This is a genomic window from Thermoanaerobaculia bacterium (assembly GCA_035593605.1).
Lineage (GTDB): Bacteria > Acidobacteriota > Thermoanaerobaculia > UBA2201 > DAOSWS01 > DAOSWS01.
Genome location: DAOSWS010000001.1, coordinates 17,899 through 41,283, shown reverse-complemented (window position 1 = coordinate 41,283; position 23,385 = coordinate 17,899). Strand labels below are relative to the sequence as shown.

Genomic DNA, 23,385 nt, shown 5'->3' with positions numbered 1-23,385 from the left:
CGCCGGATTCACAATGTCGTTGATTTTATAAGGGAGATCCCTTATCGGATCCACTTTCTTTCTGTTACAATAGCTGCATGGATATACCCAAAAAACCGGATCAGAAGAAAGATGATCATCAGGAGATTTCCGAGGCTCGAAACCGATGGACAGCCGAATCCCTCGAACCCACCTTTGAACAGCGGCCACCATGGAAAAAGGATTTCACGACCGTATCGGGAATGGACGTTCCCATCCTTGCTACACCGGACAGTGTGTCCCATCTGGATTACCTTCAAGATCTCGGGTTTCCCGGCCATTTCCCCTTTACACGGGGTCCCTATCCCACCATGTATCGGGGAAAGCTGTGGACCATGCGCCAGTTTGCCGGTTTCGGCACAGCCCGGGACACCAACGAGAGGTTTCACTATCTCTTAAAGCACGGTCAGACAGGGCTTTCCGTCGCCTTTCATTTGCCCACACTGTACGGATATGATTCCGACGACGAATTCAGCCGGGGAGAAGTCGGGCGTTGCGGAGTTGCCATTGATACGCTGGCGGATATGGAAACCCTCTTTGAGGGCATCGATCTGGAGCGTGTTACGACCTCAATGACGATCAATTCTACGGCACCCATTGCCTTTGCCATGTACCTCGCAGTGGCGGAAAAACAGGGGGCCGACTATACGCGCATCTCAGGAACCATTCAAAACGATATCCTGAAGGAATATATTGCACAGAAAGAGTTCATTTACCCTCCGCGGCCCTCGATGCGCCTGATAACAGACGTTTTTGCCTTTGCCGCAGAGCGTGTTCCCAAGTTCAACACCATTTCCATTTCGGGATACCATATCCGTGAAGCCGGATCTACGGCCCTGCAGGAACTGGCCTTTACCCTTCGGGACGGAATGGAATATGTGGAGTATGGAGTCCGCGCAGGTCTTGATGTGGACGCCTTTGCACCGAGATTATCCTTTTTCTTTAATGCCCATAATGATTTTTTTGAGGAGATAGGCAAGTATCGCGCCGCCCGGAGAATCTGGGCCCGCGTCATGAAGGAGCGGTACGGTGCCAGACACCCGGATTCCTGGCGTCTTCGATTTCATACGCAGACGGCGGGATGCTCCCTCACGGCCCAGCAGCCTTACAACAATGTGGTTCGTGTGGCGATTCAGGCTCTTGCCGGAGTCCTGGGAGGGACTCAATCGCTCCATACCAACTCTATGGACGAGACCTTCGCCCTGCCCACGGAGGATGCTGTGACCATTGCCCTGCGTACCCAGCAGATCATTGCTCACGAAACGGGTGTTGCCCATACGATTGATCCCCTGGCAGGCAGTTACTTTGTTGAAACCCTGACCAACCGAATGGAGGAAGGGACTTTCGACTATTTCGATAAGATCGATGCCTATGGAGGTATGGTGGAAGCGGTAGAAGCCGCATTCCCACAGCGGGAAATCTGGGAAGCAGCCTACCGGTACCAGCAATCTCTGGACAGGAACGAAAAACTCATCGTAGGAGTCAATGCCTACCAGATGAAAGAAGAGCAGAATATTCCCACCCTCGTCATCGAGGAGCGGGTGGAGAGAGAACAGCTGGAATCGTTGAATCGAGTCCGAAGAGAACGCAATGGGGCGGAGGTAACCCGCTGCCTCGACGAACTTCGCCGGGCGGCGGAGGGGGCGGACAATCTCATGCCTCCTATACTTGCTTGCGTAAAGTGCTACTGTACGGTCCAGGAAATTTCCGACGTTTTACGCGACATTTTCGGAACCTATATGGAACCGGCCATCTTCTGATATGTCACCACTCTGGCGATCCCGCCTCCACGCTGGCAACAGTCTTGGATTCCTCTTTCTGGGCCTGATGGCCATGGCTCTTTTCGCACCCCTGGGACGGATCGTTCATGCCCTGGGTCATGGCCTTCTGGGTGCCATCACCTCAGCCGACTGGATTGGAATCCATATTCCCCTCTACCAGCATGGTCTGGCTCTGCTCAACTACCCGAATTTCATATTCGCTAACTCCTTTGTCGCATTATGGTACTGGATGGGAGGATTTCTTCTCACAATCACGGCACTGGTCCTTCTCTTTGCCTTTCCCTTTCCGCCCGGCTTTATATCCCAGCTGCTTGCCAGGCTTGCCTGTCTCTATCTGTCCCTGACCGGCGGTTTGCTTCCCATCGTAGAGACACTCAGGGGTGATGATATTCGATTCACTTCTGAAATCCTGAATTTTCCTGTTTCTGTCGTTTCAATCTTTTTCGCTCTGATTTTTTCGGGTTTTTTTATCACGGCACTCTACCTGTTGATCCGCCTTCCCTGTGGCAGTCTGAACATGAATGGTTTTCAACGTGTAGTTTTCACGATGGTCATCTGGACTCTACCGCTTCTCCTTTTTATTGCCGGAGGCTTCGTCTGGGCTTCGATCCGCGGACCGGTTCTGCTTCTTCTGGTTCTTCTTGCTTTTTTTCCTTTGATCCTTGCTCCCTTCGTATCTTCCTTTACCACCATTTTCCCCCGACCTGCCTGGTCACGGTCCGTAATCCTTCTGCTTTTCTGTTCTGTCGGGCTCAACGCCGCCCTCTGGTTTACACTCAAAAGCCAGGGACCCGACCCTCGTGGTCTTCTCTGGGGCCATCCGTCCCAGTCTCATAATATTCCCACATCTCTTCTTCTCTGGAGGCTCTTCCCATGAGACGATTTCCGGGCTTCATTCTTTGCACGCTTCTCCTTTTCGCCTGCCCAGGGCTCGCACAAAACGAACTGAGCCATCCGATTGATTTCTCCACATCCCTGCAGGGGATAACCCTGGTTGTCCTCGATCTGGATCAGGCCAATATTCTCTTCACCAACCCGACGTCCGGGAAAATAGTCATCAGGGGGACCATTACATCCGATATTCCGAATCCCAGATTTCACGATTGTTCCCTGCAAACAAGGATTCAGGAAAAAGTCCTGACCGTCGAACCTCTGATCCCGACCGGACGAGAGGTCAGGGGCCTCAGACGTCACCTGTCCTACGACATTGAGGTACAACTCCCTCGAAATCTGGATATTCGATTTGAAATTTCAAAGGGTTCCATTACTCTCACCGGACCCTTTGAAAAGAAATTCATTCTGAAGATGCGTCATGGTCAGATCCATTACCGGATCGGCCCGTCTCCTCCCCACGATCTGGAAGCCAAAGCTGTCTTTGGTACGGTGCGGTCGGAGATGGAAGACATCCTGCCCCGGCCCTATTTTCCCCTCGGGAAGCGGATCTTTGTCCTCACGCCCGAAGGAAAGGGAGAAGTTTACCTGCGTACAACATTCGGTACCATAACCTTAGGCCATTGAGGTCACTATGATCCCACTCTATGACATTCGTTTAGAACCTGCATCCATTGAACAGGCCATGGAAGTCCTGAAATCGGGAAATCTGAAGCAGGGACCCTGGACCGACCGATTTGAAACCGCCTTCTCGGAACGATTCAAGGTGAACCATGCGCTTGCTGTATCCTCGGGAACTTCGGCTCTCCACCTGGCCATCATGGCTCTCTTCGAGCCCGGCGATGAAATACTCGTTCCCTCCTTTACCTTTTTCGCCTCGGCATCGGCCGTCGCCCTCGCAGGTTGTGTTCCGGTCTTTTGCGATGTAAGGGAGGACACATTCACGCTCGATATCCAATCGGCCGCTTCCCAGATGACAGACCGAACAAGGGGCCTGATCCTTGTTCACCTCTTCGGCCATCCCGCTCCGGTGAAGGAAGTGGAGGATTTCGCCAGGAATCACGGATTGAAGGTAATTCATGATCTGGCCCAGGCCCACGGTGTCCGCTATGCCGGAGAAGAAGTGGCAGCGATGGGTGATGCGGCCTGCTTCTCGTTTTATCCCACAAAAAATATTCTCGTGGGTGAAGGTGGGATGGTGACGACCCGTCATGCGGAGGTTGCGAACAAAATCGGTCTGCTTCGAAACCATGGGATGGATCGACCCTATCATCACGTATGCCTCGGATACAACTATCGAATGACAGATGTGGAAGCTGCGATTGGCCTCGGCCAGCTCGCCGCCTTTGACGGTCAGATCCCGGCTCGCCGGAAACACGACAGGTTGCTTCGTGAAGCAATCATGGAAGATGAGGGGGTCGCCTGGCAGGTAAGCCCGCCGGAAGGTGAACCGGTTCCCAACCTCCTCACGGGACGCCTTCTCCATGGATCCAGGGATACGGTGATTCTGCGCCTGCGTGAGGCGGGAATCGGTTGCGGTGTCTACTACCCTTCCCCTCTCCATCAGCAGGAGGCCTTTGCCCCCTTTGTCCGTAATATCGAACTTCCCGTTACCGAAAACCTCTGTACGCGTGTCTTTTCCCTTCCTGTCCATCCCAATCTGTCCACGGAAGAGATTCAGTCGATCATCCAGGCCACTCGAAACGCCCTGCTATGACGGCTGAAATTGAAACAACCTGCACCCGACGCTGTCCGGATACCTGCCTCATGGTCGCCCGGAGGGAAGGCGGGCGCATCATGGAACTTACCGGGGATCCCAAACACCCTTATACTCGCGGCCAATTATGCAAATCCCAGGAATTATATCTGGAAAACGTTCTTTACCACACTGACAGGATTCTGGTTCCCCATCGGAAGGGTATGGATACCTGGTCGACATGGCAGGTGGCTTCCCACAATGAAATCATCGATGATATTGTTTCAAGAGTTCATTCCGCCCTGGAAACATACGGTCCCCGATCCATTCTTCACATTCAGAGTGACACCTATCCTGGTATTTCCCGGCATCTGAATACGCTGTTCTTCCGCTCCCTCGGCGGGACGAGGCGGATTACACCCTATCATGACTGTGCAGCCGGCCTCACGGGTCAACACCAGGACTTCGGTGCGGTGGAAACGTCGGATCCCATGGATGTACTTTCCAGTAAGCTGATCATCCTCTGGGGAAAGAATGTTGCCCAATCAGCCATTCACTTCAATATGATCATTCAGCAGGCCCGGAAGCGCGGAGCCAAAGTTCTGCTTATAGACCCGATCGTCGGCCCTTCCATCCGTTACGCGGACGCCCATTACCAGGTCGCACCGGGTGGAGACTCAGCTCTGGCCCTTGCCATGGCCGGATCGATTCTCCGTAACTCTCTTCACGACGAAAAGTTCTGCTCAGGGAAGCTGGAAAATTTTGATACCTTTCGATCCGCCGTTCTATCCCTTGACATGGAAGAACTGTGCAAAATGGCCGATCTCTCCCCCACCGTCGTTGAGAATCTAGCCCGCCTCTATGCGACAACCCGGCCCGCATTTATCATTGCCGGCAGAGGTATGGTGCGACAGCCCAGGGGTGGACAGACCATACGTCTGATTGACGCTCTTTCCCTCATTACGGGACAGATTGGTCAGCCCGGATCGGGAGTCTTTTTCCACAGACCCGAAACGGGCCTGAATTTAGCTTTTCTGGAAAGTGTCGAACATCCTCACGAAGAAGTGGTTTCCCCGGCAGAGCTTCCCACGATGCTGGAAAAATCGGATCCCCCTATCCAGGTCATTTTTATCAACCATGCGGATCCGGTTCAGGACTGGCCCGGCGGAATCTATTTTGCCCGTGCGCTTCGAAATATTCCAACCGTGGTAGTCATGGACCATTTTTTCACGGACACAGCAGACAGCTCCACTCATTTTCTTCCCTCAGCCACGATGCTGGAGCGTATGGATATTGTCATGTCTCCTTATCACCCTGGCATTACGCTCTGTGAAGAGGTCATTCCGCCCCGAAAGAGCAGCAGGACAGAATTCACTTATTACCAGGCCATGGCTCGAAGGCTGAATCTTGCCCACCCCGTTCATCCATACGGCTGGTACATGAACCAGCTAATTCTGCCCCTCCGGAAACATGGAATCACCATCGACCGTCTCCGACAGGGTATGGTACTCAATCCGCTGACCCCAAAAGTTGCCTATGCAGATGGAATCTTCCGAACTCCATCGTCGAAGGCCGTTTTGATTTCCAAGTGGAACCTGTCCCCTCTCCGGGAGCGAAAATTCCCCCTCATCCTCCTCTGCCCATCGCTACGAAAATGGCAAACCCGCGTGACACCACCCAATCAGCAGGAAGAACCCCTCCTTGCGATTGTTCACCCGGACACACTGGCCAAGTTAAAGCTGGAACCGGGACAGCATGCCCGGGTAATCGGGCCTGATGGAGAAGTGGATGTCGTGGTTCAGGACGATCCCGAACAGAGGCAGGATACGGTTATCGTTCCATTCGGAAAGTGGATCTATCTGGGGGGCAACATCAACAACGCCGTCCCCGTTACACCCACAGATATCGGGAAAAGTATCTCATTTCACGGAACGGGCGTTATTCTGCGATGAATCAAACCCTCAAAGTGGGAGGTCGCTGGATCTTTCTCAGCGTCATGGTCGGGATCATTACGGGTCTTGCCACAACGCTCTTTGTCTTTTTGATGGAGCGAACCCACGAATTATTGATTGTTCAGACCATCGGCTTTGTAAACGGAGGGGAGGGATCTGAATTTCTTCCCTGGTTCAGGCCTTTTCTCTTCCTCCTTATCCCGACGCTGGGAGGATTGGCCTGCGGCATTCTGGTCACATGGCTCTCACCCGAGTCCGAGGGTCATGGAACCGATTCCGTTCTCCATTCCTTCCACAGGGAGAAGAGCCGCGTCCCCCCTCATGTTGTCCTGGTGAAGATGCTCTCCTCTGCCGTGACGATCGGCTCCGGAGGGTCCGCCGGTCCCGAGGGTCCAATGGCTCAGGTGGGGTCGGGAATTGGTTCCGTCATTTCCAACATCTTCGGTCTTACTCCCAAAGAACGCAACATCCTTTTTATCGCCGGAATTGCCGGCGGGATCGGCTCCATTTTCCGCGCCCCCCTGGGGGGTGCGGTTTTCGGGCCGGAAATCCTCTATTCCGAACCCGATTTTGAGACCGATGCCCTCGTTCCCTGCCTGATCAGCTCAATCACAGCTTATTCGGTGCATTGTTCTCTTTCAGGAAACTGGAAACCGGCCTTTGACGTGCCGGCCATCGCCTTCCGTCACCCGATGGAACTTTTGCTCTATGTTGTCCTCGGACTCCTTCTGGTCCTTGCGGGAAAGCTTTACATCCGCTGGTTCTATTTTTTCCACGACCGGGTATTCGGACCCTTGAAACTCCCCGCCTTCCTCAAACCCGCCCTGGGTGGGTTCGCCCTGGGACTTCTCGCACTTCTCGTACCCCAGATCATCGGCACCGGATACCCTCTGGTTCAGCAGGCACTTTACGGAAAATTGACCATTGCCGCCATGCTTGGGCTGGCTCTATTGAAAATTGTGGCCACCTCTTTCACGATTGGATCACGAGGGAGCGGCGGAGTCTTTGCCCCGACGGTCGTCATCGGCGGATTGGTCGGGGGGGCATTCGGGTATGCTGCGGAACAGGTGTTCCCCATGTTCGTTTCCAATCCAACAAGTTATATTCTTGTCGGAATGGGAGGTTTTCTGGCCGGTGTGGCCAACGTACCGATTTCCGCTTTGATCATGGTGGCAGAGATGTCACACTCCTACGACCTTCTTGTTCCCATCATTTTTACCGTTACGGTTACCTACCTTCTTTCCGGTTCAGAATCAATCTTTTCACAACAGGTTCCTTCCCGGATTGACTCACCCGCCCATCTTGGTGATTTCTCGGTCGATATCCTGAGCCAACTCCATGTCCGTGACGTGATTCGCCAGTCTCCGGAAATCACACTTCATGAAGGGACCCCCTTTGATGAGGTCGTTCGGGTTGTAACTTCTTCCCAGCAGACCACATTTCCCGTTGTTGATGAATCGGGCCGGTTGATTTCAATCTTTACTCTGGACGATGTAAAATCGGTCTTGCCCGATCGGGATGTCTGGGAAATTCTTGTTGCCAGGGATCTCGGAATGGATCGATTCACCAGTTTGTCTCCGGACGAGACTCTGGATGCGGCCCTCCGGAAGTTTACGGCGACAAGGGCGGAGCGATTGCCGGTTCTCGACCCCGAACGCCCGGGTGTCATGACAGGAATGGTCTCTCGACAGGATCTCCTGTCGGCCTACCATCAGGCGATGAATGCACTGCGGAGGAATCGATGAACGTACTGGTTCTGGGTGGGACACGGTTTATCGGATACGCCTGCGTGCAGGCGCTTCTAGAACGTGGGCACCATGTCACCGTTCTTCACCGGGGATACCATCCGCTGAATATCCCGGGTGTAAACTCCATAAAGGCAAACCGTGAGGACGAAGAGGCATTTACCGCTGCCATCAAGGGACGTACCTTCGACACGGTCCTGGACCTGACGGGGTATACGGAAAAAGATGCGAGACTCGCGGTTCGCCTCTTTTCAGGGAAAGTTGGTCACTATTTATTTATTTCCTCCGCAAGTGTCTACCTCTTGAATCAGAAACACTATCCTCCCTATCGCGAAGAAGATATCTTTCTCGACCCGCCGGACACGATCGACCATGTGGGCAAATTTGCTTATGGGTACAACAAGAGAAAGGCGGACCTTTACTTTCTCCGAGCGGCGGAGGAACAGAAATTTCCATCCACATGCATCCGCCTCCCCGTCGTGACAGGACCGAGAGACTATACCGGCCGTCTGGCATCCTATTACCACCGTCTTATCGATGGCCATCCGCTGATCCTCCCCGAGGACGGGTTAAATCTCTTTGGCTTTGTCTATGTCGATGACATTGCAGCCTTTATTGCAGACCGGCTTGGCGATCGGAAAACCCATGGACTGGGGATCAACCTTGCACAGAGAGAGACTGTGACCCTGAAGGAAACCATCCTTGCAATGGCTCACAGACTGGATGTCAAGCCCACGTTCGTACCGATCCCAACGGGGTATCTTCTTCGCCATACCATCGGAACCACCTTTTCTCCACTAACGAACAGCACCCATGTCCTGCTGGACACCTCGCGTGCTGCATCCTCTTTTGCCTTTACCCCGACACCATTCCGAACCTGGATTTCTCAGATGGTTCACCTCTTTCGAGCTTTCCCGGCAAAGGATCTCTTTTCTTCGACACGAAGGCACGAAATTGCGCTCGCAAAGGAATTCGAAGCCCTGCTGGAGACCCCTCAACGGAGATCACGATGACCTTCGCAACATCAATTCTGGACGCCGTAGGCCAGACACCTCTTGTCACCGTGCATTCCATCATTGCCCCATCAACAGCGACCGTGATGGCTAAATGTGAATATCTGAACCCCATGGGAAGCGTCAAGGATAGAATGGCTCTTTACATTATCCGCAAAGCAGAGGAAGAGGGGAAGTTGAAGGCGGGTGGAACGATTGTGGAAAATACATCAGGGAATACCGGTGCCGCGTTAGCCATGATTGCCGCCGTCAAAGGGTATCGATGTATCTTCACTATTCCCGACAAGATGAGCCGGGAAAAGATCGATCAGCTTCGAGCCTTTGGTGCGGAAGTGATCGTCACGCCTACCGATGTGCCTCCCGAATCACCGGAAAGCTATTACTCCGTTGCCAGAAAAATTGCAGAGGAAACTCCGGGAGCTTTTTACGTTGACCAATACAATAACCCGGATAACGTTGAGGCGCACTATCGATCGACCGGACCTGAAATCTGGCATCAGACCTCCGGAGAAATCGACATCCTGATCGGGGGAATCGGAACCGGAGGGACGATCTCGGGAACGGCTCGATATCTGAAGGATCAGAATCCTTCGATAAAGGTGGTCGCGGTAGATCCAATAGGGAGCGTCTTTTACGATTACTTTACCTCCGGAAAGATGACCCGGCCTCATGTGTACAAAGTTGAGGGTATTGGAGAAGACATGCTGGTCAAATGCGTGGATTTCTCCGTCATAGATGCTATGGTTCAGGTTGGCGATGAAGAATCTTTTATCATGGCCCGCCGTCTGGCCCGGGAAGAGGGACTCTTTGCGGGCGGCTCTTCCGGTTCGGCAATCCGGGCTGCTGAAAAAGTTGCAACCACATGGGGCCGGGGAAAACGAATCGTCGTGATCCTGCCGGACCATGGGAATCGGTATATCAGCAAGCTCTATTCTGACGCCTGGATGGAGGAACATTACCCCGGTTCCACCCGACAAAAAAAGCAATGTAGTGAAAAATTTCACATGTCATGAATCCATTGACAAACTGTCAATTTGGAGTATGATAGGGGGCTACCATCCACGTGAACACAGGAGGTCACCATGGAGAGCAAATCCTTTAATCCCTTCAAGATGGCGCAGGAACAATTTGACAGTGTCGCTTCACAGTTAAACCTGGACAGCGGTGTTCGGGAACTTCTGAGAACACCCATGCGTGAGTATCACTTCACAATCCCCGTGAAGATGGATGACGGCAGTGTAAAGGTCTTTCAGGGGTTTCGGGTCCAGCACAATGACGCCCGGGGACCCAGCAAAGGCGGCATTCGATTTCACCCCCAGGAAACAATAGATACGGTTCGCGCTCTGGCCACCTGGATGACATGGAAATGCGCCGTTGTCGACATTCCTCTCGGCGGAGGTAAGGGCGGCGTAATTTGTGACCCGCACAATCTGTCCATGCGTGAGCAGGAACAGATCTGCCGGGGCTGGGTCAGACAGATCGCTCGAAATGTCGGACCTCTCCAGGATGTTCCCGCACCTGACGTGATGACCAATGCGCAGCATATGCTTTGGATGATGGATGAATACGAAAAAGTTATGGGTGCAAAATTTCCCGGTTTTATCACGGGCAAACCGGTTGGGATGGGCGGTTCTCTCGGACGCACGGAAGCCACGGGCTATGGGGTAGTCTACACTCTTCGGGAAGCACTTACCTCCCATGAAGTGGACATTAAAAATACCCGGGCTGCCTTTCAGGGATTCGGGAACGTATCTCAGTACGCCGTGGAACTCTATCAACAATATGGAGGAACTGCCGTCTGTGTTTCCTGCTGGGACCAGACCGACCAGACTTCCTATACCTTTGTAAAGAAAGACGGAATCGATCTGAAAGCCCTTCTCGGCATTACAGACAAATTCGGCGGAATAAATAAAGATAAGGCCCGGGAGATGGGCTATGAAATCCTTCCCGGCTCCGCATGGATTGAGCAGGATGTTGATATTCTCGTTCCTTCCGCACTTGAGAACCAGGTAAATGGAGAAACGGTCCAGAAGATTTCGAACCGGGTCAAATTTGTCGTAGAAGGCGCCAATGGTCCCACAACACCCGAAGCAGATGCTGTTTTCAAGGAACGCGGAATTTTTGTCATTCCTGACTTTCTTGCCAACGCCGGCGGCGTTACCTGCAGCTACTTTGAACAGGTACAGAGCAATATGAACTATTTCTGGACAAAAGATGAAGTCCTGGACCGTCTGGATAAGATTATGACCGAGGCCTTTCATGGCGTACACGATCTGGCCCGCCGGAAGCGCGTCTATATGCGGGATGCAGCCTACATGATCGCCATTTCCCGGGTTGCGGAAGCCTGCAGGCTCCGCGGGTGGGTATAATCGAACCGGGCTGGCTCCTGGAAATAGTTTCGATTGTACGCTTCATCACAATTCGACCTCTTATCGGCCCCGGCTTTTCTGTATAACAGCCCGGGGCCGAATGTTTTTCCCGATTTTCGGGCACGCTTATATTTGTGCCTTGACTCACTATCAGACGCGTGCTAGACTCAATTTTTACGCTGTACCAAACTACATTAGGAGGGTTGTGATGTCCGATTTCGTTTCAAACCTGATGGCTGAAGTTAAGGCCAAAAACCCGGCAGAACCTGAGTTTCATCAGGCTGTTGAAGAAGTAGTCGAGTCTCTTGAGCTGGTAATTGAACGCCATCCGGAGTTCAAGAAGGCAAGGATCGTCGAGCGGATCATTGAACCCGAACGGGTCATCATGTTTCGTGTTCCCTGGGTTGATGACAAAGGATACGTCCAGGTCAACCGCGGCTTTCGAATTGAAATGAACAGTGCCATCGGACCTTACAAGGGCGGTCTCCGTTTTCACCCTTCGGTAAACCTTGGCATTTTGAAGTTTTTGGCCTTTGAACAGGTCTTTAAAAACTCTCTGACGACCCTCCCCATGGGGGGCGGAAAGGGTGGATCCGATTTCGACCCCAAAGGAAAGAGCGACAATGAAGTCATGCGTTTCTGCCAGAGTTTCATGGCCGAGCTCTTCCGCCACATCGGGCCTAATACCGACGTTCCTGCAGGGGATATCGGCGTTGGTGGCCGTGAAATCGGTTTCCTTTTCGGATTTTACAAAAAAATCCGCAACGAATTCACCGGTGTCCTGACAGGAAAGGGCTTGAACTGGGGAGGATCCCTGATTCGTCCCGAAGCAACGGGTTATGGTGCGGTGTACTTCGCTCAGGAAATGCTTTCCACCAAGGACGACGACCTCGAAGGCAAAGTCTGCATCGTTTCGGGAAGCGGAAATGTCGCCCAGTACACGGTTGAAAAAGTGCTCCATCTGGGTGGAAAGGCCGTTACACTTTCCGATTCCGGCGGTTACATTTACGATCCGGAAGGCATTACCCGGGAAAAGCTGGAATTTGTCATGGATCTCAAGAACGTGCGCCGCGGAAGAATCAAGGAATACTCCGACAAGTATCCTTCTGCAACCTACACGCCCCTGGATCCCAGCCTCGATTACAATCCTCTATGGGACCACAAGGCTGATTGCGCTTTCCCCAGTGCCACACAGAACGAAATCAACGCCAAAGACGCGCAGAACCTTATCAAGAACGGCGTTTACGTGGTTTCCGAGGGAGCGAACATGCCTTCCACACCCGATGCGGTACAGATCTTCCTGGATCACAAGATTCTGTACGGTCCCGGCAAGGCTGCGAATGCCGGCGGGGTAGCAACCTCCGGCCTCGAAATGTCCCAGAACAGCCTGCGTCTCTCCTGGAGCCGCGAAGAAGTGGATCAGCGCCTCCATGGCATCATGAAGAGCATCCACAAGGCCTGCAAAGAAACGGCCGACGAATATGGCACACCGGGCAACTATGTCAATGGCGCCAATATTGCCGGCTTCCTGAAAGTTGCACATGCCATGATGGACCAGGGTGTGATCTAAGATATCTTTTCAGACTGGTCGTTACCGGGGAGGCCTTGGCCTCCCCTTTCTTTTCTTTGAAATGAAACATGAGGTTAAAGTTCGCGACCGCAGTGACGACAGAAGACAGCATCATCCTCGTGCCGATCGAGACCACACCAGGCACAAACCTGAGTCGACGTGGATTTGAGCTCTGAGACTCTGGCAAGTTCAACCCCTACAATTCCGGTAGGAACCGCAATGATGCCATATCCGAGAATCATGATCAGAGCCGCGAGGGCCTGGCCGGGTGCGGTCTGGGGTGAAATATCTCCATAGCCCACGGTCGTAAGTGTCACGATAGCCCAGTAGATGCTTCTGGGGATGCTGGAAAACCCGTGGATCTCTCCTTCCAGGATATACATAAAGGAACCGACGATAATCACCACAGTAAAAACCGTAAAGAGAAATACGGCAATCTTTCGACGGCTGGCTTTGAGAGCAAGAAGGAGAAGTCGAGCCTCTCCGAGATATTGAACGAGCTTTAGAACCCGGAAGATTCGGAGGACCCGCAAAACGCGTATAACCAGAAGATACCGGGATGCGGGAAGGATGAAGGAGAGATAGGTCGGAAGTACGGCAAGAAGATCCACAATACCAAAGAAGCTCTTTGCATAAATAACGGGTCGCTTCACGCAAATCAGTCGGAGAATGTATTCCACGGTAAAGAGAAGGGTGAAAAACCACTCGGATATCGTAAAAAAACGGCCGTAAGAAGCTCGAAGAGGCGCCACACTGTCCATCATGACGATCAGAACGCTGACAAGAATTGCCCCGATCAAACCGATATCGAAGAGCTTTCCGCTCAACGTGTCGGCTTCAAAGATAATCGTATGGAGTTGATCCCGTATCGTTGCAGTATTGGAATTTCTCTCGGACACGAGTCCATTGTAACACTCTATTCCCCCTATCACGGGGCCTCAAACCGATGTCCGGGGAGTTAGGCCCCGTGATATAATGCCGACGGATATGGCGAAAGAAAAGCCCGAATGGCGCGTCATTGTTGAGTTGCTGGAGAACGTGGATCCGATTCTTCTCAACCGGATCACGCGAAAGATGATTTACTACCTTTACACCCGCCATATTCCTGAAATCATATCTCTCATGAAGGAACTGGAACCATCCAAGAGTGATCATCAGGTGTCCGATCTTCTCTACCCGAATGTTCCTCATCCAAAAAAAGATCTGGCAACCATGAAATTTTTTGTCGAAGAAGTATTCAAGATTGCCGGGGATACCCTTGCAGAGGATGAAATTTCAGGACAGATCGGAAAATGGCTGGCTCAGGAACGCAGTCGGTTTCTCTCCCTCACCGTGGATCGCCCCAATGCAACCCTTCATGAAATTGCCGAAGCACTGAACCGTTTTTTCACGATTGCTCCCGGGGAAACTCACATCTCCCCGGACAAGTTTGTCAATATCCGTGTTTCCTTAATCCGTCGGTTTCTTTCCGATCACCTCCCCTATATTATCCGCGCCAAGCATTTTATAACGGTACGGGATTTTTCCAAGCTCCTGAAGCGGGTAATCGGGTCGGCCCAGAGCACCGGAAAGCTCGGGGGAAAAAGCGCTGGCCTGATTATCGGTTTTGAAATTATCAAGAGCATGAAGAAGAAATATCCCATCCTGGAAAATGTGCGCATTCCGGAAAGCTGGTTCATCACGACCGATACGACGATGGATTTTATTCACTACAACGCCCTGGAAGAGCTGATCGGAATCAAGTATCTCGATATTGAAGAGGTCAGGGCTGGATATCCATTTCTCAAGCAACTTTTTAAACATAGTTTTTTCACTTCAGAAATTATCAACCAGCTGGAAGGAATGTTGAATCAGATCGGTCCCAAGCCGATTATTGTCCGCTCTTCCAGCCTGCTGGAAGACAGCTTCGGTGCTGCCTTTTCTGGAAAATACAAGAGCCTTTTTCTTTCCAATACGGGCCCAAAGAATGAACGGCTCGCGAGTCTGCTTGACGCAATAGCTGAAATCTACGCAAGCGTATTCAGTCCCGACCCGATTGAGTACCGAAAAGAAAGGGGACTTCTGGACTTCAATGAAGGCATGGGGATCCTGATCCAGGAAGTCGTGGGAAACAACGTAGGGGATTACTTCTTTCCCCTCTTTGCCGGTGTGGCATTTTCCAACAACGAATTCCGCTGGAGTCCCCGGATTCGAAGGGAAGACGGGGCAGTCCGCATCGTCTTTGGTCTGGGAACCCGAGCTGTGGATCGAGTCGGGGACGACTACTCCTTTCTGGCCTCTCCAGGGAAACCCGGTCTTCGGGTCACCGTGGATCCGGCGGACACCGTAAAGTACGCACAAAAAAACATGGATGTTCTCAACCTTCGAACCAATGCCTTCATGACGGTCCCCGTGTCCGGCATTTTAAAACAGCACAGTGAAGAAATCTTCGGCCTCGAAAAGATAGTTTCCCTCTATACCGATTCCATGCTTCGCCCCACAATGGGAACGCTGTTGGACTACGACCCGGAGGATCTTGTTGTAACCTTCCAGGGTCTCATGGAAAATTCAGATTTTCTGAAGCAGATGGACATCATGCTCAAGGTTCTCAAGGATACGCTCGAATGGCCCGTCGATGTCGAGTTCGCCTCTGATGGGAAACACCTCTACTTTCTTCAGTGCCGTCCCCAGGGAGTCTCCCGTCTGCAGGAACGTCCAGAAATTCCAGAGAATATTGACCGTGACCGCGTGCTGTTTTCCACCAACCGCTTCGTTACAAGCGGGATGGTACGAAACGTACGTTATGTTGTCTATGTCGTACCGGGAGCCTATGACTCGCTTCCTGATGCGGATTCCATAAAACGGGTTGCCGATGGAATCGCAGCGTTAAATCACTCCCTGGACCGACGTTCCTTCATCCTGATCGGACCGGGTCGATGGGGCAGCAGAGGTGACATTAAACTTGGTGTTCCCGTTGCCTACAGCGATATCAATAACACAGCCATGCTGGTTGAAGTCGCCTGCAAAAAAGGAGATTATGTTCCGGATCTATCTTTTGGGACGCACTTTTTCCAGGATCTGGTCGAATCTCAGATCTTATACCTTCCCCTCTATCCTGACGATAATGAAAATATGCTTCGCCTTGATATCTTTGAGGAAGGCCGGAATCGGCTGGTCCAACATGCTCCCGCTTTCGGAGATATGAGTCCCGTGATTCGTGTGATTGACATGCACGACCTGGAGGAGGATGCAACACTGACCGTTGCCATGGATGGGGACCGGAATAAGGCTCTGGCCTATATCGAACTTTCTGTTTCCTGAGTTTCAAGAGATACAGCCTGGCCCATCAGGGCTCAGCCTCCGGATGGATCCGTGAGCCAGATGCGGTTCGGTTTCTATTCTTCCAGCTCGATCTCAGTTTCTTCCTGCTCCAGAAGAAGAGCGATGGCAGTCAGATTATCTTCATCGTCTACATCGACCAGCCTTACACCCTGGCTGCTCCGGTGATATTTCGAGATGTGTGCGATCTCTGTCCGCATAATCTTGCCTTTTTCGGTGATCAACATGACGTCGTCATGCTCGGTCACTCCAAGCACTCCGATCACCTCACCGTTCTTTTCCGTGATGCGGATATTGATGATTCCCTTGCCTCCCCGGCTCTGAAGTCGGTATTCCGATGTGGCCGTGCGCTTCCCGTATCCTTTTACCGTGGCGGTGAGAACATCCTTTTCCGCATCCGCCACCACGACACCGATGACTTCATCCTCTTTTCTGAGATGGATCCCACGGACACCGGCGGCCACACGTCCCATAGGACGGACATCCTGAATCGGGAATAGAATGCTGAACCCCTGTCGAGTCGCCAGGAGGGCACGATCATTATCCTTCACGCAGGAGACGTTGAGAAGGGCATCTCCTTCATTGACACGGAGAGCCTGGATTCCGCCGCGTCTGACATTCCCGTATTGATCCAATCCCGTTCTTTTCACTACTCCCTTCTTTGTAACAAAAAAGAGATATTGCTGGGGATCAAATGCTTTGACGGGAAGAACATCGGCAATTCGCGTATCGGAAGAGACCTGGATCAGATTCACAACCGCCGTACCCTTCCCGGCAGCCCCGACCTCGGGGAGATCGTAGGTCTTGAGCCAGTGCAGCCTTCCATCCTGAGTGAAGACAAGGATGTAGTCATGAGTGGAGGCCACATAGAGATGTTCGACAAAGTCCTCTTCCCGGGTCACCATTCCGAGCCGTCCCTTCCCTCCGCGTCGCTGAGCCCGGTACGTCGTAAGAGCTGTTCGCTTGATGTATCCGCGGTGGGAAATGGTAATCACCATGTCCTCTTCCGGAATAGTATCCTCGATGGAAAATTCTTCCTTCTGGGGCCTAATCTCGGTCCGTCTGACATTTCCATACTTTTCCGAAAGGCTTAAAAGTTCATCGCGAATAATATCCCTGACCCGGCTTTCAGAAGCCAGAATTGCCTTGTAATCTTCAATTTTTTTCAAAATTTCATTGTACTCGTCGATGATCTTCTGCCGCTCAAGACCGGTCAGTTTCTGCAGGCGCATCTCCAGAATGGCATCCGCCTGAATTCGGGACAGCCCGAATTTGCTCATCAATCCTTCCCGAGCTGAAGCCACATCGCTGGAGGCACGGATCAGCTTAATGACCTGATCAAGATTGTCCAGGGCAATTTTTAACCCCTCGAGAATGTGGGCCCGTTCTTCCGCCTTTCTCAAATCAAACCGGGTGCGACGGATAATGATAATTTTTCGGTGTTCGATGAAGGCCAGCAGAAGCTTCTTGATTGTAAAGAGGCGTGGCTGCTGGTTCAGAATGGCCAGGAACTGTACGCTGAAGGTGCTCTGCAGCTGGGTGTGCTTGTAAAGGAAGTTGAGAATGACCTCCGCAACAGCACCCTTTTTTAAATCAAGAACGATTCTTAACCCTTCACGGTTACTTTCATCCCGGATATCCTGAATTCCTTCCAGCCGTTTTGCCTTGACAAGCTCGGCGATTTCCTGAACCAGGTTGGACTTATTGACCTGGTAAGGAATTTCCGTCACAACGAGACGCTGACGGTCACCCTTCAGAACTTCAACAACGGCTCTGGCCCGGACCTGCAGGCTTCCTCTGCCTGTCGTGAAGGCATCGTGGATACCTTTAAGACCATTGATAATTCCACCGGTCGGGAAATCGGGTCCGGGAAGAACATGGATGATCTCATCAATGGAGACTGAGGGGGTATCCATGACAAGAATGGCAGCCTTTGCAACTTCACTCAGATTATGAGGAGGAATGTTTGTGGACATTCCCACGGCAATCCCCGAGGCGCCATTGACGAGCAGGTTGGGAAAGACCGAAGGAAGGACGGTCGGCTCCTGAAGCGAACCATCATAGTTCGGGATCCACTCCACGGTTTCCTTGTCAATATCCCCTTTCAGCAGTTCCTCTGAGAGACGGGTCAGACGTACTTCGGTGTACCGCATGGCCGCGGCTGAGTCCCCATCAATACTTCCGAAGTTACCCTGTCCATCCACAAGCGGTTCCCGCATGGAGAAGTCCTGTGCCATTCGAACCATGGCATCGTAGATGGCGGAATCTCCGTGGGGATGGTATTTACCCATGACTTCACCGACGATGCGCGCCGACTTCTTATAGGGTTTTCCCGAAACATTCCCCTGTTGAAACATGGTATAGAGGATTCTTCGATGGACAGGCTTCAGGCCATCCCGTACATCGGGAAGGGCCCGCCCGATGATAACGCTCATGGCATAGTCCAGGTATGACTTCTGGACTTCTTCCTCGATCAGAACCGGAATAATGCTTCGTCGACTCATATCAGATATCCAGATTTTTCACGCTCAAGGCGTTATTGGTGATGAATTCCTTCCGGGGAGCGACCTGGTCTCCCATCAGGATAGTGAAGATTTCATCAGCTTCCATGTTGTCCTCCACCTGAACTTTGAGAAGTATCCTGCGTTCAGGGTCCATTGTGGTCTCCCAGAGCTGGTCTGCGTTCATCTCTCCCAGACCTTTGTAGCGCTGGATGGAGAGGCTCTTTTTGGTCAGGGCCATAAGAACTTCATACATCTCATTCATCGATTCACAGGGATGGGAAAGACCTTCATCATTGCGGATGGTGCAGGGTGATAAGAAGAGATCAGACAGCTGATGGTGAAGAGAAAGAAGCTGCTGATACTCGTGGGATGACACAAGATCAGATCCAAGAGAGTACCTGGGACCTCCTCCATCATCCACCTGAAAGGATATGGAGAAGTGTTCATCTTCCTCCTCTTCCTTCAGAACTTTGCAATCGATAAAGCCCGATTCCTCGAAAATGGGTTTGAGATTCATCAATCGTTCCCGGGTAAACCCATGGGGGTCGGATACCCCTACACCAAGAAGGATTTCAACAGCCTCCCTCGGGTAGCCGCGTATCTGCATTCGGTCCATGTGCTGATCATATTCCAGATACCCCCGGCAGAGTCGCATCAGTTCCTGGTCGCGAAACTCCTCGCCCTCATCAAATTCAACATGAAAATTTCTTCGGATCCGCTCCAGAAGAAAGCCGGTAAAATCAGACTCATCTTTGATATAGATAACTTCTTTTCCAGATACAACCCGATAGAGGGGCGGCTGTGCGATGTAAAGATAGCCTCGTTGAATAAGGTCTGGCATCTGACGGAAAAAGAAGGTAAGGAGAAGAGTCCGGATGTGGGAACCGTCGATGTCGGCGTCGGTCATGATCACGACTTTGTGATAACGCAACTTCTCCGCCTCAAATTCTTCGGTACCGTACCCCGCCCCCAGAGCCGTGATCAGCGCTCGAATTTCGTTGTTGGACAGGATTTTTACTTCCCGGGCCTTCTCGACGTTAAGAATTTTTCCCCGGAGAGGTAAAACAGCCTGCGTCTTTCGATCCCGCGCTTGCTTGGCCGAACCTCCTGCCGAATCCCCCTCGACAATAAAGAGCTCACAGATAGTGGGATCTTTTTCCTGACAGTCTGCCAGCTTTCCCGGGAGGGAAGTTGTTTCGAGTACACCTTTTCGACGCACCAGTTCCCGTGCCTTCTTTGCAGCCTCCCGGGCCCTTGCGGCGTCCACCATTTTTGCGATAATCTTTTTCCCTTCACCCGGATTTTCCTCCAGAAACTGGGAAAGCTTATCATTAACAGCGCTTTCCACCCAGCCCTTAACATGGGAGGAGACCAGCTTGTCTTTTGTCTGAGAGGAGAATTTCGGGTCGGGAATTTTAATGCTGATAATTGCGACAATACCTTCCCGTACGTCGTCGCCGGACAGCCCTTCCTTGATTTCCTTCATGAGATTTTTGTCCTGGGCGTACTTGACAATGGCACGGGTAAGGCCCGCCCTGAGGCCGGCCATGTGGGCTCCGCCATCCCTGTTGTGGATCGTGTTGGTAAAACAGAGCATTGTGTCGTTGTAGCCTCCCGTCCATTGAAAGGCTACTTCCAATGATTCCTCAGCCCCGTTTTCCTGTCGGGTGTCGCTGAAATAGATGATCCGTTTGTGGATCGGGGACCGGTGCTCACAAATATGCTGAACAAAGGACGCAATTCCTCCTTTGTACTTGAAGACTGCCTTTTTATCTTCGGCTTTCTGGTGAAGAACAATTTCAACTCCGGAATTTAAAAAAGCGAGTTCCCGAAGTCGTTCAGAAAGGGTTTTAAACTGAAACTGAGTTTCCTTGAAAATGGTAGGATCCGGTTTGAAGGTAACCGTGGTCCCCGTCCGCTTTGTTGTCCCGATACTTTTCAGGGGAGCAACGGGACGACCCTCCCGATAGGTTTGCTGCCAGATCTGGCCATCCCGATGAATTTCAATCGTCAATTCCTCAGAAAGAGCATTCACCACGCTGACGCCGACTCCATGGAGTCCGCCGCTGGTTTTGTAAGCATTATGATCGAATTTTCCACCTGAGTGAAGTTCAGTCATAATGATTTCCAACGTTTCACGCTTTTCAGTAGGATGCATTCCAACGGGAATTCCCCGCCCGTTATCTTCTACCGTAGCGCTACCATCGTCATTCAGCGTGACTTTAACCTTGTCGCAATATCCGACCTGAGCTTCATCAATCGAGTTGTCCAGCAGCTCAAAAACCATCTGATGAAGGCCCGTGGCATCATCGGTATCTCCAATATACATGCCAGGACGCTTTCGAACGGCCTCCAGACCTTTCAGAAGTTTAATCTCTTTTGCGGAATATTCCTGTTGACTCATAGTGACTCCTTGGCGGGAGTAAGCCGCCCTTTCTGGACGGTGAAATGAACCCCACCATGGTTTGCGGGGCTGAGTGATGCGGTGATTTTCTGGACAGGACTTTCAGAAAAAATCCTGTAGATCTGTTCCATTCGACTAGGGTCCAGATCTGTATCAAAATCGTCAATAATTAACAGTGCGGACGGAAGTAATTCTGCAGCAACAAGGATCAGGAAGAGAAATAGCATCTTTTTCTGTCCGAGCGAGAGAATGCGCACCGCCGGTTTCCGATCAATAAGAAGCGTAAGATCTTCTCTCTGAGGCCCAAAGAGAGAAAATCCGCGACGGACCTCCTGCGGCCTGAATCGCTGGGCCAGTTTCTGATAGTCCGAAAGCTTGTAGGTCGGGTAGTATAAGAGAACATCAATACCCTGTGCTGAAAGTTTCCGGTTCAATCCTTCCTGCAATTCAACCGTGAGAGTCTGGCGAAGCCTGTTGAGCATCGCCGAGTGTTCCACAAACTGATCGGTGAGCGCCCTGTATAGATCGGGATCGCACCCCTTTCTCAGCGCAGTATTTCTCTGTTGCAGTATCCGGGAAAAGGACTGGTAGTGATCAAGGTAGGTCGCATCTTTCAAAAGAAGAACCCGGTCCAGAAATTTCCTCCGTTCCTCGGGTAACATGAACCACTTCCAGAATATCCCGTCATCCGCGTAAATCGCACCTCCCCGGGCCATAAAATCTGCTGTTCGTGCGGATTTTCCATTCAACGAGAGGGATAGAGATGAATCCTTATATGCTGCGATCCGATCCACACCGCTGACCCTCCCTCGAAGGCTCCAGAACGCCTCTCCCCGGGGGACGGCATGAATATGGTTATCCCGCAAATCCTTTCCGTTGGCCAAAATGCTTACGGCCTCCAGAAAATTGCTCTTTCCCTGAGCATTGGGTCCGGACACACTGACCCAGGGGCCAGCGGTGCTTACAGTTTGATTTTTCAAGTTCCTAAAGCGGATGATATCGATCCTTTCCAGGGTCACAGCGTAATCGGCATCAAAATGCTGCTATGGGAAATATCCTCCTCTCCATCGGGAACAAAGAAGACCTTCTTCTCGGGATCCGTAAAGTAGACGTGGACACGTTCGACATGAACGGTGGAGAGAAAATCCTGCACATAGCGGGCATTGAAAATAATGGTTACTGGCGATCCTTCGTAATCAACCGAAAGCGTTTCAACAGCTTCTCCATAATCCGGATGAGATCCGTCAAGGGTCAGTTTCCCATTTTCGAGTATAAATTTGATTCCCTTATAATTTCCAGCGGAAACGATCGAAACACGTTTAATGGCTTCAGCCATTTCTTCTCGATCGAATACGAATACTTTCGAACCTCGGTTTTCAAGAAATCCCGAATAATCCGGAAAGTTTACCTGGGGTTGCCGGCACGTCATCTTTCTTGCCCCGTAGAGAAAGGCGATAAACTTATCATGCTGGACCAGCCGGACTTCCTTTTCATCTTCGATCTTCACTATTTCCTGTGCTGCTTTCCTTGTTATCAGAATGTCCGGAAACGTGACCCCAGTGTCAACGCGTACCGGAAGGGTCACGAAGTTCATGCGGTATCCGTCGATGGAAACGAGTTCCAGTTCTGATTCGTTTGTCTTAGCCAGAATTGCACCATACTGGTATTTATATTCATCCTGCGCGATACTGGGCAGTACTTTCTCAAAGGCTGTGCGCAACAGCCTGTGATCCACGGTCATACCTCCAAAGTCCTCCACATCGGGAACCTTGGGAAAATCCTCCGGAGACTGAGTGGGTAACTCGTAAAAGAGTGAGTCTCCTTCAACTCGAAGACGATCATGTTCCGTCATAAAGACCCGGACTTCCTTATCGGGAATCAGACGAAATATCTCACTCACTTTGCTGGCAAGAACCGTGACGGAACCTTCTTCCTCCACCTCAACAGGTACGCGGCTCTGATAGGTGATATCCAGATCAGTCGCAGTCAGGTGAATGTCATTCTTGGTGACGTTCAGCAGAACATTGGTCAGAATGGCAATTGTTGCCTTCTTTTCAACGATATTCTGAGCGACGGATAATTCCCGGGACAGGTGTTCTCTACTGACATTCAAACGCATATTAC

General features: G+C 51.6%; 15 protein-coding genes and 1 pseudogene. 11 read left to right on the top strand and 5 right to left on the bottom strand.

All coding sequences use genetic code 11. The annotated features are described in order from the left end of the window. Positions 1-77 precede the first annotated feature (77 nt). From PLD04_00150 to gdhA, 10 genes and pseudogenes are all read left to right on the top strand, one after another. Positions 78-1,778, top strand: coding sequence for a methylmalonyl-CoA mutase family protein (locus PLD04_00150; protein HXK66728.1), 1,701 nt, complete (start codon positions 78-80; stop codon positions 1,776-1,778). Between the two features lies 1 nt (position 1,779). Beyond that, positions 1,780-2,676, top strand: coding sequence for a hypothetical protein (locus tag PLD04_00145; GenBank protein HXK66727.1), 897 nt, complete (start codon positions 1,780-1,782; stop codon positions 2,674-2,676). Further along, complete coding sequence (locus tag PLD04_00140) at positions 2,673-3,317, top strand: hypothetical protein (GenBank protein HXK66726.1); 645 nt, start codon at positions 2,673-2,675, stop codon at positions 3,315-3,317. The genes PLD04_00145 and PLD04_00140 overlap by 4 nt, the downstream gene beginning before the upstream one ends. 7 nt (positions 3,318-3,324) lie before the next feature. Next, positions 3,325-4,407, top strand: a complete 1,083-nt coding sequence (locus tag PLD04_00135; GenBank protein ID HXK66725.1) for a DegT/DnrJ/EryC1/StrS family aminotransferase — start codon at positions 3,325-3,327, stop codon at positions 4,405-4,407. Then, entirely contained in the window at positions 4,404-6,338 is a 1,935-nt protein-coding gene (locus PLD04_00130; GenBank protein ID HXK66724.1) for a molybdopterin-dependent oxidoreductase, read from the top strand. Before PLD04_00135 ends, PLD04_00130 begins: the two co-directional genes overlap by 4 nt. After that, positions 6,335-8,083, top strand: a complete 1,749-nt coding sequence (locus PLD04_00125; protein HXK66723.1) for a chloride channel protein — start codon at positions 6,335-6,337, stop codon at positions 8,081-8,083. The genes PLD04_00130 and PLD04_00125 overlap by 4 nt, the downstream gene beginning before the upstream one ends. Continuing rightward, positions 8,080-9,096 (top strand): NAD-dependent epimerase/dehydratase family protein, encoded by a 1,017-nt coding sequence (locus PLD04_00120; protein HXK66722.1) that lies wholly within the window; start codon positions 8,080-8,082, stop codon positions 9,094-9,096. The genes PLD04_00125 and PLD04_00120 overlap by 4 nt, the downstream gene beginning before the upstream one ends. After that, positions 9,093-10,043, top strand: a pseudogene (locus PLD04_00115) (cysteine synthase family protein). Before PLD04_00120 ends, PLD04_00115 begins: the two are co-directional and overlap by 4 nt. Positions 10,044-10,178: 135 nt before the next feature. Continuing rightward, positions 10,179-11,465 (top strand): Glu/Leu/Phe/Val dehydrogenase, encoded by a 1,287-nt coding sequence (locus tag PLD04_00110; GenBank protein HXK66721.1) that lies wholly within the window; start codon positions 10,179-10,181, stop codon positions 11,463-11,465. Between the two features lie 208 nt (positions 11,466-11,673). After that, the gene (gene gdhA / locus PLD04_00105) at positions 11,674-13,035 is read left to right on the top strand and encodes an NADP-specific glutamate dehydrogenase (protein ID HXK66720.1); all 1,362 of its coding nucleotides are present in this window, start codon (positions 11,674-11,676) and stop codon (positions 13,033-13,035) included. A gap of 74 nt (positions 13,036-13,109) precedes the next feature. Here the strand turns inward: gdhA and PLD04_00100 are convergent, their stop codons facing one another. Then, a complete protein-coding gene (locus PLD04_00100; GenBank protein ID HXK66719.1) occupies positions 13,110-13,934 on the bottom strand; it encodes an ion transporter in 825 nt (274 codons plus the stop codon). 88 nt (positions 13,935-14,022) lie between these two features. On the opposite strand from PLD04_00100, the gene PLD04_00095 reads away from it, so the two are divergent. Then, positions 14,023-16,335: a PEP/pyruvate-binding domain-containing protein gene (locus PLD04_00095; GenBank protein ID HXK66718.1), complete on the top strand. Its 2,313-nt coding sequence runs from the start codon at positions 14,023-14,025 to the stop codon at positions 16,333-16,335. 74 nt (positions 16,336-16,409) lie between these two features. Here the strand turns inward: PLD04_00095 and gyrA are convergent, their stop codons facing one another. From gyrA to dnaN, 4 genes are read right to left on the bottom strand one after another with little or no spacing between them, the layout of a single operon-like run. Next, positions 16,410-18,857 (bottom strand): DNA gyrase subunit A, encoded by a 2,448-nt coding sequence (gyrA, locus tag PLD04_00090; GenBank protein ID HXK66717.1) that lies wholly within the window; start codon positions 18,855-18,857, stop codon positions 16,410-16,412. A gap of 1 nt (position 18,858) precedes the next feature. Then, complete coding sequence (gyrB, locus tag PLD04_00085; protein HXK66716.1) at positions 18,859-21,261, bottom strand: DNA topoisomerase (ATP-hydrolyzing) subunit B; 2,403 nt, start codon at positions 21,259-21,261, stop codon at positions 18,859-18,861. Next, on the bottom strand, positions 21,258-22,280 hold the full coding sequence (locus tag PLD04_00080; GenBank protein ID HXK66715.1) for an AAA family ATPase: 1,023 nt from the start codon (positions 22,278-22,280) through the stop codon (positions 21,258-21,260). Before PLD04_00080 ends, gyrB begins: the two co-directional genes overlap by 4 nt. Continuing rightward, positions 22,277-23,380: a DNA polymerase III subunit beta gene (dnaN, locus tag PLD04_00075; protein ID HXK66714.1), complete on the bottom strand. Its 1,104-nt coding sequence runs from the start codon at positions 23,378-23,380 to the stop codon at positions 22,277-22,279. Before dnaN ends, PLD04_00080 begins: the two co-directional genes overlap by 4 nt. Between the last annotated feature and the right edge of the window lie 5 nt (positions 23,381-23,385).